Raw genomic sequence first — 17,468 nt, forward strand, 5'->3', positions numbered from 1 at the left:
CAATACACCGCATGCTCAGGACTTACGACTGCTTCGCAGCCGGACGGGAGCAAGCTCCCTCGCCACAAAAGCTCCTTCGCCACAGCTTCTGGAAGTCCCTTATTGGGGCTTGCGATAGCTGTTGATAATCGCCGAGAAGTCCTTGCCACCCTCCCCACGCTGGCTCATCGCCTGATACAACTGCTGCGCCACCGCGCCGAGCATCACCGGTTGGTGCGCCTGACGTGCCGCCTCAGTGGCCAGCCCCAGGTCCTTGAGCATCAGTTCGGCACCGAAACCGCCGGTGTACCCGCGCGAGGCCGGCGCCGTTTCGACGATACCCGGCCACGGGTTGTACATCTCCGAACTCCAGCAACGCCCGGTGGAACTGTTGATGATCCCTGCCAGCACCGTCGTGTCGATCCCCAGCGCATCGCCCAAGGCCATGGCTTCGCTGACGCCGACCATGGAAATCGCCAGCAGCAGGTTATTGCAGATTTTGGCGATTTGCCCGGTGCCGACTTCGCCACAGTGAACGATGTTACGGCCCATCTGCGCCAGCACTGGTTGCAGGGTCGCGAACAGTTCAGGCGTGGCGCCGACCATGAAAGTCAGCGTCCCGGCCGCGGCACCGCCGGTGCCGCCAGAAACCGGGGCATCGGCCATGGCCACGCCTTGCTTGGCAGCCGCTGCGGCAACGTCGCGCGCCGTCTGCGGATCGATGGTGCTGCAATCCACTGCGGGCACGCCCTTGGCGATTCCCGCCAACACACCATCTTCGCCCAGCCAGACGCTGCGCACATGCACAGCGGCTGGCAGCATGGTAATCACCAACTCTGCATCTTGAGCCGCTTCACGTGCCGAAGCGCTGATGCTGCCGCCCAATTGTTCGAGCTCTGCCAGCACAGCTTTGTTCAGGTCGACCAGGCGCAGTGAATGGCCGGCCTTGATCAGGTTGCGCGCCATCGGCGCGCCCATGTTGCCGAGACCGATAAAAGCGATTTTCATGTCCGGCTCCTTAACGCAAGTGGATGGTGGTGTTCACACCGTCGTTGACGCTGTCGTCGTCGAACCAGCGCGCAGTGACGGTCTTGGTTTGAGTGTAGAACTGCACCACTTGCTTGCCATACGGACCGAGGTCGCCGAGCTTCGAACCACGGGAACCGGTGAAACTGAAGAACGGTACCGGCACCGGGATCGGGATGTTGATGCCGACCTGGCCAACGTCGATTTCCGACTGGAATTTACGCGCCGCCGCACCGCTCTGGGTGAACAAACCCGTGCCGTTACCGAACGGGTTGGCGTTGACCAGGGCGATGGCCTCATCGAGCGTGTTGACTTCCAGCACCACCAGCACCGGGCCGAAGATTTCCTGGGTATAAATCTGCATCTCAGGGGTTACGCCGGAGAACAGAGTCGGGCCTACAAAGTTGCCCTGCTCGTAACCCGGAACGCTGATGTCGCGACCGTCCAGTTCGAGCTTGGCGCCTTCCTTGATACCGCTTTCGATCAGCTCAAGAATCCGCGCCTTGGCTCGCTTGGAAATCACCGGCCCCACATCGGTGCCCGGCTCGCTGCCAGCATTGACCTTGAGTTTCTGCGCCAGCGCTTTCAGGTCTGGCAGCCATTGCTTGGCCGCGCCCACCAGCACCACCACCGAGGTGGCCATGCAGCGTTGCCCGGCCGCACCGAAACCGGCGCCGACCAGGGCATTGAGGGCTTGCTCACGATTGGCATCGGGCAGCACAACCGCATGGTTCTTGGCGCCCATCATCGATTGCACGCGCTTGCCGTGTTTACCGGCCAGGTCATAGACGTGCGTGCCGACCGCAGTCGAACCGACGAACGAAACAGCCTTGATGTCCTTGTGGGTGCAAAGCGCATCCACCACATCCTTGCCGCCATGAACGACATTGAGTACGCCCGGCGGAATCCCGGCTTCGATGGCCAGTTCCACCAACAGCATGGTCGACATCGGATCCTGCTCGGACGGCTTGAGCACGAAGGTGTTGCCGCAGGCGATGGCCATCGGGAACATCCACAGCGGAATCATCGCCGGGAAATTGAACGGGGTAATGCCGGCACAGACACCAATCGGCTGACGCAGGGTGTAGGTGTCGACACCGCCAGCGACGTTCTCGGCAAACTCGCCCATTTGCAGGCTACCAATGGAGCAGGCGTGTTCGACCACTTCCAGGCCGCGGAAGATATCGCCTTCAGCGTCAGCGATGGTTTTGCCTTGCTCGTTGCTGAGCACCACGGCAATACGCTTGGAGTGTTCGCGAATCAACGCCTGAAGCTTGAGCATAATGCGCATCCGCGCGCCGATCGGCGTCAGCTTCCAGGTCTGGAAGGCGCGATGGGCGGCACTGATGGCGGCATCGACTTCGGCGGCTGTAGCGAATGGGACTTTAGCCAACACTTGTTGGGTCGCCGGGTTAACGATGTCGTGCCATTCGGTGGTTTGCGATTCGACCCACTCGCCATCGATCAACAGCTTGACCTTCTGTACGGTGGTTTCTTGCGATGCGTTCATGTCGGTCTCCGGGACGTTGTTCTTATTTAGAGAGCTATCTTGGGAGCCAAGGCGAGAAAGTCGCCTTGGAATGAGGCGTGTGTCGCGAATTGGTTGTCGGACTGTTTTTGGAGTATAGATGTGCAAACTTCTAATAAGAACGCACATAAAAGCCGGTCCATCATGCAAAAAAACATCACGTCTTTAGGCTCGTTGAACTGGGATGACCTCAAGTTTTTCCTCGAGGTTGCCCGCACTCGCAAGGCCAGCACCGCGGCCAAGCGCCTGGCGGTGGACTACACCACCGTGTCGCGACGCATCAGTTCGCTGGAAGCCTCGTTGGGCACGTTGCTGTTCGAAAAGTCCCGCACCAGCGGTTTCGTCCTGACTGCCGAGGGCCAGCGGCTGCTGGGTTACGCCGAGTCGATCGAAAGCACTCTGCACATGGCCTGCGAGCAGGTTTCGGGCTCAGGCGTGGCGTTGTCCGGGCATGTGCGCATGGGCTGCACCGAAGGGTTCGGCAGCTTTTTCATCACCCCGCAGCTAAGTCATTTCGTCGACGCCTACCCGGCGATCTCGGTGGACATCCTGCCGTTACCGCACTTCATCAGCCTGTCCAAGCGCGAGGCAGACATCGTCATCGCGCTGGAGCGGCCGGAGCACGGCCCGTATGTCTGCTGCAAGCTCTGCGACTACCGATTGCAGCTGTATGCGACCCAGGATTATCTGGACAAGCACCCACCGATCCGCCGCCCGGCAGACTTGGGCAAGCATCAATTCATCAGTTATGTGGACGATCTGGCGTTCAGCTCGGAGCTGCTGTACCTGGCAAATGTGTTGCCCGGTGCCAGTGCCAATCTGCGCAGCACCAGCGTGATCGCGCAGTTCGTGGCCGCTCAGCAGGGACGGTCACTGGCGATTCTGCCGTGCTTCCTGGCAGCTCAGGACCCGCGATTACTGCCGGTGTTGCCGCAAGAGATCACCATCACCCGGCAGTTCTGGATGTACTGCCGGGAGGACTTGCGCAAGCTCAAGCGGATTACCCTGTTGTGGGATTACATCCGTGGGGTCACCGAGCAGAATCAAGCACTGTTAATGGGGGAAAGTCGGGAGATGGTGTTCGCCGATTAGTCCGCGCTCACCACGATCGACACCCGACGGTTCTCGGTGCGTCCAACCGCGGTGTCGTTGGAAGCGACGGGCTTACTGCTGCCCAGGCCGCGCAGTTGGATATTTTCTTCTTTTATGCCGACTGCGGCCAGAACCTTGCCGACGCTTTTCGCCCGTCGCAGGGAAAGCTGTTCGTTATAGGACTCTTGGCCTGAAGCATCGGTGTGGCCGTCGATTCTCACGCGCTCGATTTCCACACTTAATAACGCCTTGCCAATACGCTCGACGATCTCGGTACTGGCGGGGTTGAGACTCTCAACATCACTGCCGAACAAAACTTTGCCTGACAGGCCAAAGGCCCAGCCATCATCCGTCATTTCGAAACCTTGCTGCTTGAGCACAGCGATCTGCGCCGGGGTCAGACCCTTTTGCGATGCCGTCTGGCAACCGGTCAATGCCAGCAAGGCCAGGAACAGGGTGATCGTGAAAAGTCGCAGAGAACGCTGATTGAAGGTGAACACAGAAATTAGCTCCTGGTTTGAACATGGGCGACAGGGAGCTCCGCCCCTGCCGTTTGCTGTGCGCCTCGGGAAAGGCGTTTGGCCTGGTACATCGCGGCGTCGGCAGCATCGAGCAACTCACCCGGTGTAACCCCATGATCGGGGTACACGGCGATGCCGATACTGAGTGAAGTCAACACCTGGGTACTGCCCGGCAACTGGATTGGCATTTCCATACTGGCGATGATTTTGTCAGCAATCCGTTCGGCGTCTTCGGCCTTGTGCAGCGGTGTGAGCAGGATTGCAAACTCGTCGCCGCCCAGACGCGCGACCAGGTCCTCTTCACGCAGTTGTGCACGAACCCGGGTTGCCACGGCGACCAGCACCGCATCGCCGGCAGCATGGCCGAAGTTATCGTTGATTTCCTTGAACCGGTCGCTGTCGAGAAACAGCACGGCCACTCGCTCATCCAACTTGCGGGCATTGCGCAAGACACGCATCAGGCGACCTTCGAAAAACGCTCGATTGGGCAGTCCGGTCAGGCTGTCATGGCTGGCCTGGTGGGCCAGGGTTTCGTTTTCGTTTTGCAGGTGCGTCTGCCAGGATACGAGTTCATCGAGCAAGGCATTGAAGTCGTTGCCCAGGTTGTCGAGTTCGGCAATGTCGGCGGGCGGCACGCGCTGGTCGAAGGCTCGCTCGCTGCGGGCGGCGTGAGCCACGGCAGCCAGGCTACGCAACGGGCCGATGATCCCCCGCAATTGCCGCCGCGCCAGATAGAGCGCAACCCAGGCACTGACGGCGGTACACAAAACGATCCCCATCAGACCGCTGAGCAAAAAGCGCATCAGGTTGCCGCCATGACCGATGAGCAGAATGCTGCCGATTTCCTGACCTTGATGGACGATCGGCATGCTGATGGGTTTTTCCAGAATCACCCGGGCGATCTGCACTTCAAGATCGGACAACAATCCCGATTCCGGTCGTTGCCAACGTGCAAGTAACTCGCCTTGCTCATCCATCACCTGTGCATCGGCCACTTCTTCGGTGGATGCGATCAATGCCAGCGCTTCGGTGGCGGCGACCTTATCGTTGAACACCACCGCGGCTTCCACGGTGTAATTGATTGAGCGGGCGATCAGATGCAAGTTGTGATCGGCATAAACCCGCAAGGCCAGGACCCCCAGCAGGGTCAATGAAACACTGGCCATGGCCACGCCCACCAGGGCGACGATCAAATGTCCACGGCCGATAACCGACCCCAGGGTCGGACGTAGACGAGATTTGAATAGACTCATGGTGCCGCCGGTTTGCGACGCGACAGTTGCAGCACACTGGGATGGATGCGCACACCGCTGCGGGCAACCGAGTCGAGGTTGACCTCGAAGGACACTTGTTCATCGCCGACCCGCAAACAGAACAGACTGCCGACGGTGCACTGATCGCCGCCTTCGCTGATGCTCACCACCGGGCGTCCTGTCAGCGAGGCGAATAGCCGACTACGTTCGTCGCTGGTCAACTTGCCGATGTACACCGCATCGCATTCCCCGGCAATGGCCGGGTTGTCGGCCAAAAGCCGTCGCACGGTGACAGGCCGACCAGTGGCCTGGGTGGTGCCCTTGACCAAGTCGTCGGTGTATTCGGTGGGGCCGACCACACACAGACGAAGCTGTTGAGGCTCAACAGGCCACCGGGCATAACTGAGGATCCCGAGCACCACCTGAGTGACCGATCTGGCGCGCTGGTCGGCTTTGCTCAAGGCAGTTTCCGGCTGAGCGAAGGCAACGCCCGTCAACAAACAGAGAAGGCCGGCAAGCAGCACTTGCTTGCAGCCAACAACGCGCTCTGTCGCCAAGACAGCCACCTTCATGCAGGGATTCTCTTCGATCGCAACGAAATGATGCCGCAACGATAGCACAGCACCGAAACACCAGCGAGGCCACGCGCCACGGCACTTCGGACAGATTCCGTCGTCTGCACCCTTTTTTCAGTGACCCGATTCGATACCCTCTCCCAACTCCAGCATCAACCCGCTCAAGCGCTTGACCTTGCGCCGCACGGCCTCTTCGAATACGCCGGCGCGAGGCTCAATCAGGGTGAACCAGTGTTTGGCCCGGGTTATTCCGGTATAGATCAGTTCCTTGGTGAGCACAGGGTTCAGGGCGTCCGGCAGAATCAGCGCCGTATGGGCAAACTCCGAGCCTTGGGATTTGTGTACGGTCATGGCGTACACGGTGTCGACATCATTGAGTCGGCTTGGCAGGACAAAACGCACACCGCCCTGGCCATCGTTGCGCGGGAAGGCCACACGCAGTACTTGCCGACCAGCCTCGGGGCCCTCACGTTCCGGCAACTTGAGGGCAATGCCAATGTCGCCGTTCATCAAACCCAGGCCATAGTCGTTGCGGGTCATCAGCACGGGCCGACCTTCGTACCACTGGTGATCGCTGTCGATCAGCCGAGCCTTGAGCAGCGCGTCGGTCACACGCTGATTCAAGCCTTCCACACCCCAAGGCCCTTTGCGTACCGCGCACAATAACTGGAAGGCGTCGAAAGCTTGCAGCACCCCTCGAGCCCATTCGGCCCAGCGTGGATCATCGAGCGGGCTGTTGAGCGGTGGTCGCTGACTGCGCAAAAGGCTCAGGTAATGCCGATAACCTTGCGGCCCCTCGCCATGACCTTCGAGCAACAACCGCTCCAACGCCCGGTCCTGCTCCCCCTTGAGAGGCAGGGAAAATACGTCGTCATGGCTTCCAGCCGCCAATAACGTGCGGGCTTCCTCGGGTTGCTGCCGGTTGACCCAACGGGCCAACTGACCAATGCCGCTGCCCTCGCCGAAGCGCCGTGAGTGACGCAGCATCACGACTTGCTGAGCCAGGGGGTGCGTTCCGTTGATGTCTTCGTGCAAACCGCTGCTACGGAGGCTTTCACCGCTGACCGCCTCCAGCCACTGACGGGTCTGCAGGCTGTACCAACCGGCTTCGGCATCGCGACACAGGTCGCCCAGGACGGCACCGGCTTCTACCGATGCCAGTTGATCCTTGTCACCGAGCAACACCAGACGAGCATGGGCCGGCAATGCGTCGAGCAGATTGGCCATCATTTCCAGGTCGATCATCGAGGCTTCGTCCACCACCAATACATCCAGCGGCAAGCGATTGCCGGCGTGGTGCCGAAAATGCCGGGTGCCAGGACGACTGCCGAGTAAACGGTGCACGGTGGTCACATCCGACGGGATCTTCTCCCGCACTGTTTCAGCAACTTCCAGGGTTTGAACCTGCTGGCTGATGGACTCGGTCAATCGTGCAGCAGCTTTGCCAGTGGGTGCCGCGAGACGAATGCGTAGCGGTTTGCCGGCCTCCACCGCGGGTGCTTGTAGCAATGCGAGCAAGCGCACGACCGTAGTGGTCTTGCCGGTTCCCGGGCCACCGGTGACGATGCTGAATGCTCTGCGGGTAGCCAGGGGCACAAGCGAGTTTCTGCCAGTCGATCACTTCATCAGGCCTGGCTGGACCGAACAGTCCGGTCAGGCGTTGGGGCAAATCATTCGGTGTTGTTTCATGTGCCGCCAGGCGCTGACGCAGGGCGTTGTCGATGCGCCGTTCGTAAGCCCAATAGCGGCGCAGGTACAGTCGTTTACCCGACAGCACCAACGGCCGGTGCTGTGCGGCCTCACGACCGTCGACCGCCAGAGCCACCAGGGTGCTGGACGCCAGGACCTTGCACCAATGAGCCCCCTCCAGCGCCTCGAGCAATTGCGACGGCAGCAACATCGCGCCACTTTGCAGATCACCTTCCGGCGGCAGCGACAGAGCGAAGTCCGGCTCTTTCAGCGTTTCGAACAGATCCAGGCAAACATGGCCGTGACCCAACTGGTGACTGGTCAACGCCGCAGCCAGTAGCACCAGCGGATCATCGTCGGGGGCGAGCTCGTGGAGAAAGGCCACGAAGGCCTTGTCCAGCGCCCGCAGCCAACCGCGCTCGACCCAGCGCGTGAGCAGCAGCAACAACGTCATCTGCACGACTCAAGGGGGCCAGATCCGCCAGACTTTCGGCCGCCAACGGCGTGGGTAGCAAATCGGCGAAGGTGCGGCTCATAGCAGTACTCCCTGTTCCCAGGCGGGTTCGGCCTTGGGCTCTGGCTTGCCCTGGAACAACCGGTCCAGACGCTCGATCAGCTCCCGCGGCGGACGGGCGAAATATACGCCCTGGCTGGCCGCGCGAGTACCGCGAAGGAATAGATACAACGCCCCACCGACATGCCGATCGTAATCGTAATCGACCAGCCGTGCCTTGAGCTGGCGATGCAGGGCGAGCAGGTACAACACATATTGCAGGTCGTAACGGTTATCGAGAATCGACTGCTCCATGGCCTGCTCGGTATAGGCCGCGTCATCGACACCCAGCCAGTTGGATTTGTAGTCGGCGACGTAATAACGATCGTCGTGCTCGAACGTCAGGTCGATGAAGCCTTTGAACATGCCATTGAGCAGCACCGGTTCGGCGGCCACCCTGGCTACGCCGTTGTGGGTGTATTGGCGCACCAGTTCATCGAGTTTGAGCACATCGACTTTGTGACTGGCGAACCAGAACTCCATCTCGACCCGATATTGGGTCAGTTGCTCGAACACCACCGGTGCCTGCCCGCCACCAATGTGCAGTGGGGATTTGAGCAAGTGCTGTAGCCAGTCACTCAACGTCGTGATCCAGCCTTCCCAGCCACGGCGATTGCAGCGGCGGGCGATGGCGTCTTCTAAAGTTTGTGGTGCAGCGGCAAAACCTTCGTCACCGGCCCACTCGAGCAATCCATGGAGAAAAGTGCCAGGATTCGGCCCGCGAGGGAATCGATGGATATCAGCGCCGCCAGCGATCACTTCTCGCGGCGCTTGCGGATCGAGACGTTCGTCGTCAAAAAGCTTTTGTGCTTGCGGGCTCTCCGGGGCTTCGTCACTGCCCACGCTCAGGCTGTCACCAATGCGCAAGGCGCTGTAGGAGGCGATCCACCAGTTTTCGCTGGCCTTGCGCTTGGGTATCAGCGGCGCAAGCAAGGTCGCTTCATTGCGCGGTGGATGGTAATGCTCGGCGCTCGCTTCAGGCATTTCACCGTAGTTCAGCGCCGGGCAGTCCTGCTGCAAATCTTCCAGCCAACGCCGCAACCCTGCCGACTCGGCCAATGGCGCACCACCGCCCAGCAGATAACCCAATGCTGAAAGGTGCAACGTTGAGCCGTTGTTATTGCCGCGCTTGAGGTCAGTCACACCGAGCCAGCAGGCATGTTGTGCCCGGGTCAGGGCGACATAAAGCAGCCGAAGATCCTCGGCCAAGCGCTCATCATCGGCCTGGGCGACCAACTCCGGCGTAGGCTTCAAGCTCACTTGAGCCTTGCCCGTCGCGTCGTGGTAATACAACGGCAAACGGCTGCCATCCACCGGTTTTGCCGAGCAAATGAACGGCAGAAACACCAACGGATATTCCAGCCCTTTGGATTTGTGGATGGTCACAACCTTGACCAGTTGCTCGTCGCTTTCCAGACGCAGGATTTGTTCTTCGCCTGCCTGACCGGACAATGCCAGATGCTCGGACAAATGACGGATCAGCGCTTGCTCGCCATCAAGCTCGGCGGCGGCCTGCTGTAGCAGCTCGGACAGGTGCAGCAGGTTGGTCAGCACCCGCTCGCCATCGGTACGCGCGATCAACGCCTGGGGCAGTCGGAAGTCGTGCAGCAGACGTCGCAGCATTGGCAGCACGCCTTGCTTGCGCCATAGCTCGCGATAACCGCGGAACTGCATGACACGTGCTTCCCAGGCCAGCTCATCCTGATTCAGCCGCTCCAGCTCAGTTAGCGAAAGGTTCAGCGTGATGCAGGCCAGCGCGGCGCGGAGGGGACGCTCGACATCCGGCTCGGCACACGCCTTGAGCCAGGTCAGCAGGTCATGAGCTTCCTGCGCAGCAAACACGGAGTCCTTGTCTGACAGGTAAACACTGCGCACGCCGCGGGCCGAAAGTTCACCACGCACGGCCTGGGCCTCTTTGCCGTCGCGCACCAGAATCGCGATATCCGATGGCAGCAGACCTTTGAAGTCCTTACCGTCCTGGATGAAACCCGCACGGCCTTGCTGGCCGCCATTGAGCAACGCGGTGATTTCACTGGCGCAGGCGGCGGCCAATTGTTGTCGATACACCGCGCCAGACAGAGGCTGATCAGCGGACAGGTGCCAGATGTTCAGGGCAGGCACAACCTGACCGTCAATCTGCAGGACTTCTTTGCGCCCCTGGGATTCGACGGGCAGGAACGGTACCGGGTTCTCGCCATTTTTTTCACGAAACAGGAATGCTCCGCGTCCCTGCTCACGAGATTCAGCACGCTCGAACACATGGTTTACCGCACTGACCATGCCATGACTGGAGCGAAAGTTGGTGCCCAGGGTATGCAGGCGGCCAGTGGTGGCCTGGCGAGCGCGCAGGTAGGTATAGATATCGGCTCCGCGGAAGGCATAGATCGCCTGCTTCGGGTCGCCGATCAGAAACAGACCGGTTTCAGGATTGTTGTCTTCGATCCGATAAATGCTCTCGAAGATTCGATACTGCACCGGGTCGGTGTCCTGGAATTCGTCGATCAACGCGACCGGGAACTGCTCGCGGATCAGGGTCGCCAGGCGCTCACCGCCTTCGGACTGCAAAGCCGCATCGAGGCGCAGCAGCATGTCATCGAAGCCCATTTCCGCGCGGCGACGCTTTTCTTCCTCGAACCGAGCACCCACCCAATGCGCGGCGTGTTGCAGCACGGCGGCATCGGGGGTCGGCAAACCATCGAGACGGGTCTTGAGACCGGGCATCGCATCGAGACCGGGATGACGAGGAGCTTCACCCTTCCAGGCTTCAGCCATGCCATCGGGAGTCAGGCGAGTGAAGCCGGTGCCAATGTCCAGTTGCTCGAGAGACTCATCTTCGGCCCAGGCCCGGAGCTTTTCGAACCAGGGTTCGAAGTAGCGTGGCTGCATCTTGCGGCCATCGACGCTCTTGCTTGCGACACCCTGGTGACAGATGGCAAGCAACTCATCGGCCCATTGGCGCCAGGGCATTTTGAGTTCGAGCAAAGCGGCCCGTCGCTCCTGCAGGCACTCGGCAATCAACTCGGCAGGCTCTTTACCTTCAACACTGTCACGCTCGCTGGCGAACAACCCACGCACTCGCGGCAGCAACGCCGCCGGGCCACCCCAGTTGCCGCGAACCCAGTTCAATGCATCGCCTTGCATTGGATAGCAGAACAGTCGCCAGTAATCGCGCAGGACTTCGCCGAGCAAATCGCTGTGATCAGTTTCCAGGGTCTGGGTGAACAGGCTGCCACTGTCGAACGCATGTTCGCGCAACATGCGTTGGCACCAACTGTGGATGGTCGAAACGGCTGCTTCGTCCATCCACTGGGCGGCGATGTCCAGGCGGTTTGCACAGCCGGACCACTGTTCGGGGAGGTACTGCTCGCGCAACTCGGCAATGAGGCCATCCGGCGCCGGTGCCTCATCGCGGAAAAACCGTGCGGCTTCAGCCAGCCGTGTGCGAATACGTTCGCGCAGCTCTTTGGTCGCGGCATCGGTGAAGGTCACCACGAGGATTTGCGGCGGCAGCAATTCACGGCCAAAACCACTCGACTCACCGCCGTGACCAAGAACCAGGCGCAAGTACAGCGCAGAAATGGTGAAGGTCTTGCCGGTCCCGGCGCTGGCCTCAATCAGTTGGCTGCCATGCAGAGGGAATGCCAGGGCCAGCGGTGTTTTTGTGGTCATTAGCGCGCGTCCTCGCTGGTCGATGAACGCCAGGAGGCCTCAAACAGCGGCCGATACAAAGCGTCGCACCAATCGGGGAAGGTCTCGTCGGCAATCAGTGCATCGTAATCGGCGAATTGCCGAGCAAGCGCCGGGCTTTCGCGGCGCTCGCCGTCAGTGGTCTGGCCGTCGCCTTCATAGGCCTTGCGGGCAGCAGCGTCAGCTTTGGCCGGGTCGGTTTGAGCGAGCCGGGCGAAGGCTGTTTTTACTGCAATCGGCAGCGGCTGGCGCATGCCCGTTTGCCAGGCCAACAACAGATCGCCCAGAACCCGGGTTGCTGCAGCCTCCTCCATCGGACCGAGCAGCAAACTGTCGTCGCTGGCCACCAACGCGGTTGTCATCGGCATGCCGCTGGCACAGGCCACCAGGTGATTGATCCAAGGTCGCGTCAGGCGATGCCATTTGCGGGACTTGATCGAACCAATACTGTTGGGAATCGTAGTCACCGACAACAATCCGCCATCTGCGCGTTGATGCAGGCCACTGAGCCAGCCCTCCAGACGCAATCCTTGTAGTTCCAGACTCACCGGCAACGCGCTGGTGAGCGGGGTTGGCCATAACGCCAGAATTTGCTGATAGCGCTGTAGCAGATCTGGCAGCGGTTCGATCAACTCTCGCTGAAGACATTCACCAAAACCGGCCATGGGCAAAAGCCCGCTGTTTTGCAGGCGTTTTGCCTGCGCCTCCAGTGCCTGATCGGTATGGTCCAATTGCCCCAGTGCCGCTGCGAGCAAGCTGTCGCTAAGGCTATAGCGCTGCAGCGCGTCGAGTACAAATGGCTCTTCATCTGCCAAAGGCACTTCGGCAGCTTCGAAGAACACTTTGAGCCGCTGACTGAAGAAATGTCGTACAGGGTTGCGCAGAAAATCCTGCAGCTGACCCAGGCTCAGCGGTTCGTCCTGGACGTAGGGTTCAAGCACTTCGATATCAGTCGCCAAATCACTGGCTTGATGAAGAACCTGCCATTCGCTGGCGTAGCTGAATAGTTCATCGCCCTCATGAAAGTAGCGATGGCTGAAAGGTTGCAGCGGATGTTCCTGAGTCATGGACTCAAGCAGCTCATCATTGTCATCGTGCAGTCGCCAGCCGCTGCCGAGATGGTCACGCAACTGCCCTATCAACACCGAAGCAGGGCGCTCGCTGTTGTCCCGAATACTACGGCCAACCCAGCTGATATAGAGTTGATCGCGTGCCGACAACAATGCTTCCAGCAACAGATAGCGATCATCTTCGCGTCGGGAACGATCGCCGGGGCGGTAGTCGCTGCCCATCAGGTCGAAATCCAGGGGCGGCTGCGCGCGAGGGTAATCGCCGTCATTCATGCCCAGCAGGCAGACCAGTTTGAACGGGATCGCTCGCATGGGCATCAAGGTACAGAAGTTGACGGCACCTGCAAGAAAACGCTGAGACAAGCGACCTTGGTCGAGACCGGCCAACCAGGCTTCACGGACTACGGTCAGTGGTAACTCGTCCTGCAAGCCTACGGACTCGCAGATTTCAAGCCAGGTCTCGCGCAGCTCTTCGAGTCGGGCCAACAAATAGTCGTCATGCTCGTTGCTGGCCAGGAAGAATAACTGCACCAAAGCTTGCAACCGCGAGCCCCATTGTTTGGGCGCTGCAGGTTGAGTGAGTTCCTGGTGGGCAATTTCCAGCGCATCCAACAATGCCACCAAGGGACCTATGAGTGCTGCATCCAGACCACCAATCTCGTCGTAGGGTTCGATCCCCTCGCAGGCACTGGCGCTGCCCACGGCATAACCCAGCAGCATCCGTCGCAGACCGAAACGCCAACTGTTTTGCTCCAGCTCTTCAGGCAGCCCCAGACCCGCGCGCTGCTCGGCGTTCATCCCCCACCGGATACCTGCGCCTTCAATCCAGCGATGCAGAGTGGGCAGGTCACGTTCCTCTACGCCAAACCGAGCGCGTAATGCCGGAACGTCCAACAGATCGAGGATTTCGCTGACAGGGAAGCGACTGTCGGGCAGTTTGAGCAGATGTTCGACAGCGATCAATAGCGGATCCCGGCCGCGCTGGCCTTGATCCGCAAGTGTGAAAGGAATGAAGCGCGGATCAAAGCGATCAAGCTGACCAAAGACAGCGCGGATGTGCGGGGCGTAACTGTCGATGTCCGGGACCATCACGATTACGTCGCGCGGCCTCAGGTCTGGGTCAGCACTGAATCGCGCGAGCAACTGATCGTGGAGGATCTCCACTTCGCGTTGAGCGCTATGGGCAATGTGAAAACGGATCGATTCGTCCTTTTTCAGATCGACAGCAGGCCAACGCTCGCGAGTCTCGTTCAGGGGACGCAACTCCAGGATGTCGTCCTGCAACTGATTGAGCATGTTCAGTGGCTGGTTTTCGCTGAAAAGGTCGATGCGCCCGTCGCGAAACGCCGAGCGATAACTATTAGGATCGTCGTAGCTGTCGAGCAGATTAATGTAGTCCCGCCCCTGCTTACCCCACGCAGCCAGTAGCGGGTGGGCATGCTGATGGAGCGTTTGCGAGTCGAGCACAATCGGCATGCCGCTCTTGCGAGCCTGGCGCTTGTACTGATGTCGCAACAGATCTTTATCGGCGACGATGTCCGCCCAATGGTGACGACATGGGTTGTGTACGCACAGCAAGACCTGGCTGAATCGAGCCAACCCGGCAAGAGCTTCCAGGGCTTGAGCAGGCAGTGAAGAAATCCCGAAAACGATCACCCGTGAAGGTAATCCGCTGGGGGCTGCATCAAGACTATTGATGCGCTCGATAAAGCGTTGGTGCACACCTGCGCGGCTTTGCGCCATGCCTTGTTCACCGACATCCAGCAACAGCGCACGCCACAGCTCCGCCTGCCAGCAGTTGGCCGGGGTCAGGGCTTTGGCCTCGCCTCTGCCATTTCGTAACTGATGACGACCTTCTGCCCAGTCTTCGAGCCAGTCGGCACGGTAGACCTGATATTGGTCAAACAGATCCGCCAGTCGCTCCGCCAATTGATAGCGTTTACGTAAGTCGGTGTCATGGGTAAGAAAGCGCTGCAGGGGTTCGAAGTGCGGTTGGTTGATCAACTGTGGTAGCAGGCGCATCAGACGCCAGGTCAGTGGGGCTTTATCGAGCAGGGATTTGACCGGAATTTCATCACGTCCCAGCACCATGCGATAAAGCTGCCACATGAAGCTGCCCGGTAACTGCACGTCGATGGCTGCGGCGATTCCGCAGCCGCCCATGTCGTCATCTTCAGGGTCTTCGGCCAATGCCAGCTTCAGCCATTGGGCGATGCCGTTGCTCTGTACCAGGGCGATTTCATTTTCCAAGGGAGCCAGCGGGTAGCGCCGCATCCAGCTGACCACCAGGCTGCGCAACTCGTCCAGGCGGTTGCCGTGAACCACCATAAAACCAGCACTGAGGGACGTAGCGTCCGGCATAAAGGCTTCCTTGGGAAAATACAAAAGCTAGGGCCGAACCTTAGCACTGTCGGCAGACTGTGACAGCCGGGAGCGGTCCGATGATGCTGTACGAACTTTCCTGCGGGCAAAACAAAACCCCTACCTGCATACGCAGATAGGGGTTTCGGAATTTAATCTTGACGATGACCTACTCTCACATGGGGAAACCCCACACTACCATCGGCGATGCATCGTTTCACTGCTGAGTTCGGGATGGGATCAGGTGGTTCCAATGCTCTATGGTCGTCAAGAAATTCGGTAGCCAGCTCGTGTTCTCTTGCGAGGTCACGCTCCAGCGAATGGGTATGCGATAGTTTGTGTGTTTGTTTCTCGAACTTTCGGTTCGTTTCGTCTTCACACACCGCAATCTGGTGCCTCTTCAGGTCAGCAAATTGCTTGGGTGTTATATGGTCAAGCCTCACGGGCAATTAGTATTGGTTAGCTCAAGCCTCACAGCGCTTACACACCCAACCTATCAACGTCGTAGTCTTCGACGGCCCTTCAGGGGACTCAAGGTCCCAGTGAGATCTCATCTTGAGGCTAGTTCCCGCTTAGATGCTTCAGCGGTATCTATTCCGAACATAGCTACCCGGCAATGCCACTGGCGTGACAACCGGAACACCAGAGGTTCGTCCACTCCGGTCCTCTCGTACTAGGAGCAGCCCCTCTCAAATCTCAAACGTCCACGGCAGATAGGGACCGAACTGTCTCACGACGTTCTAAACCCAGCTCGCGTACCACTTTAAATGGCGAACAGCCATACCCTTGGGACCGGCTTCAGCCCCAGGATGTGATGAGCCGACATCGAGGTGCCAAACACCGCCGTCGATATGAACTCTTGGGCGGTATCAGCCTGTTATCCCCGGAGTACCTTTTATCCGTTGAGCGATGGCCCTTCCATACAGAACCACCGGATCACTAAGACCTACTTTCGTACCTGCTCGACGTGTCTGTCTCGCAGTCAAGCGCGCTTTTGCCTTTATACTCTACGACCGATTTCCGACCGGTCTGAGCGCACCTTCGTACTCCTCCGTTACTCTTTAGGAGGAGACCGCCCCAGTCAAACTACCCACCATACACTGTCCTCGATCCGGATAACGGACCTGAGTTAGAACCTCAAAGTTGCCAGGGTGGTATTTCAAGGTTGGCTCCACGCGAACTGGCGTCCACGCTTCAAAGCCTCCCACCTATCCTACACAAGCAAATTCAAAGTCCAGTGCAAAGCTATAGTAAAGGTTCACGGGGTCTTTCCGTCTAGCCGCGGATACACTGCATCTTCACAGCGATTTCAATTTCACTGAGTCTCGGGTGGAGACAGCGCCGCCATCGTTACGCCATTCGTGCAGGTCGGAACTTACCCGACAAGGAATTTCGCTACCTTAGGACCGTTATAGTTACGGCCGCCGTTTACCGGGGCTTCGATCAAGAGCTTCGCGTTAGCTAACCCCATCAATTAACCTTCCGGCACCGGGCAGGCGTCACACCCTATACGTCCACTTTCGTGTTTGCAGAGTGCTGTGTTTTTAATAAACAGTCGCAGCGGCCTGGTATCTTCGACCGGCGTGGGCTTACGCAGTAAATGCTTCACCCTCACCGGCGCACCTTCTCCCGAAGTTACGGTGCCATTTTGCCTAGTTCCTTCACCCGAGTTCTCTCAAGCGCCTTGGTATTCTCTACCCAACCACCTGTGTCGGTTTGGGGTACGGTTCCTGGTTACCTGAAGCTTAGAAGCTTTTCTTGGAAGCATGGCATCAACCACTTCGTGTTCTAAAAGAACACTCGTCATCAGCTCTCGGCCTTAGAATCCCGGATTTACCTAAGATTCCAGCCTACCACCTTAAACTTGGACAACCAACGCCAAGCTGGCCTAGCCTTCTCCGTCCCTCCATCGCAATAACCAGAAGTACAGGAATATTAACCTGTTTTCCATCGACTACGCTTTTCAGCCTCGCCTTAGGGACCGACTAACCCTGCGTCGATTAACGTTGCGCAGGAAACCTTGGTCTTTCGGCGTGGGTGTTTTTCACACCCATTGTCGTTACTCATGTCAGCATTCGCACTTCTGATACCTCCAGCAAGCTTCTCAACTCACCTTCACAGGCTTACAGAACGC

General features: G+C 59.0%; 8 protein-coding genes, 2 rRNA genes and 1 pseudogene (1 of these 11 cut by a window edge). 1 reads left to right on the plus strand and 10 read right to left on the minus strand.

Translation table 11 applies throughout. From position 1 onward, the window contains the following. Positions 1-99: 99 nt before the first annotated feature. Together mmsB and PSH65_RS28195 are read right to left on the minus strand one after the other, a co-directional pair. Positions 100-987 (minus strand): 3-hydroxyisobutyrate dehydrogenase, encoded by an 888-nt coding sequence (gene mmsB, locus PSH65_RS28190; protein WP_305423693.1) that lies wholly within the window; start codon positions 985-987, stop codon positions 100-102. Between the two features lie 10 nt (positions 988-997). Beyond that, positions 998-2,515, minus strand: coding sequence for a CoA-acylating methylmalonate-semialdehyde dehydrogenase (locus PSH65_RS28195; protein WP_305423694.1), 1,518 nt, complete (start codon positions 2,513-2,515; stop codon positions 998-1,000). A gap of 162 nt (positions 2,516-2,677) precedes the next feature. Here PSH65_RS28195 and PSH65_RS28200 point away from each other — a divergent pair, with 162 nt between their 5' ends. Then, on the plus strand, positions 2,678-3,625 hold the full coding sequence (locus tag PSH65_RS28200; protein ID WP_305423696.1) for a LysR family transcriptional regulator: 948 nt from the start codon (positions 2,678-2,680) through the stop codon (positions 3,623-3,625). Here PSH65_RS28200 and PSH65_RS28205 read toward each other — a convergent pair. From PSH65_RS28205 to PSH65_RS28240, 8 genes and pseudogenes are all read right to left on the minus strand, one after another. Continuing rightward, the gene (locus PSH65_RS28205) at positions 3,622-4,125 is read right to left on the minus strand and encodes an OmpA family protein (RefSeq protein ID WP_305423698.1); all 504 of its coding nucleotides are present in this window, start codon (positions 4,123-4,125) and stop codon (positions 3,622-3,624) included. The two genes, PSH65_RS28200 and PSH65_RS28205, sit on opposite strands and share 4 nt — an antisense overlap. 5 nt (positions 4,126-4,130) lie before the next feature. Next, the gene (locus PSH65_RS28210; RefSeq protein WP_305423700.1) at positions 4,131-5,399 is read right to left on the minus strand and encodes a diguanylate cyclase domain-containing protein; all 1,269 of its coding nucleotides are present in this window, start codon (positions 5,397-5,399) and stop codon (positions 4,131-4,133) included. Further along, positions 5,396-5,971, minus strand: coding sequence for a YfiR family protein (locus PSH65_RS28215; protein WP_305423702.1), 576 nt, complete (start codon positions 5,969-5,971; stop codon positions 5,396-5,398). Before PSH65_RS28215 ends, PSH65_RS28210 begins: the two co-directional genes overlap by 4 nt. A 117-nt stretch (positions 5,972-6,088) precedes the next feature. Next, a pseudogene (gene recD, locus PSH65_RS28220) lies at positions 6,089-8,199 on the minus strand (exodeoxyribonuclease V subunit alpha). After that, positions 8,196-11,885: an exodeoxyribonuclease V subunit beta gene (gene recB / locus PSH65_RS28225; RefSeq protein WP_305423704.1), complete on the minus strand. Its 3,690-nt coding sequence runs from the start codon at positions 11,883-11,885 to the stop codon at positions 8,196-8,198. The pseudogene recD and the gene recB overlap by 4 nt, the downstream one beginning before the upstream one ends. Beyond that, positions 11,885-15,334 carry an exodeoxyribonuclease V subunit gamma gene (gene recC / locus PSH65_RS28230; RefSeq protein WP_305423705.1) on the minus strand — a complete coding sequence of 1,150 codons (3,450 nt, stop codon included), beginning with the start codon at positions 15,332-15,334 and terminating at the stop codon, positions 11,885-11,887. The genes recB and recC overlap by 1 nt, the downstream gene beginning before the upstream one ends. Before the next feature lie 156 nt (positions 15,335-15,490). Beyond that, positions 15,491-15,606 (minus strand): 5S ribosomal RNA (rrf, locus tag PSH65_RS28235). 156 nt (positions 15,607-15,762) lie between these two features. Then, positions 15,763-17,468, minus strand: a 23S ribosomal RNA gene (locus tag PSH65_RS28240); it runs 1,182 nt beyond the window's last position.

The sequence above is a fragment of the Pseudomonas sp. FP603 genome, assembly GCF_030687415.1.
Lineage (GTDB): Bacteria > Pseudomonadota > Gammaproteobacteria > Pseudomonadales > Pseudomonadaceae > Aquipseudomonas > Aquipseudomonas wuhanensis.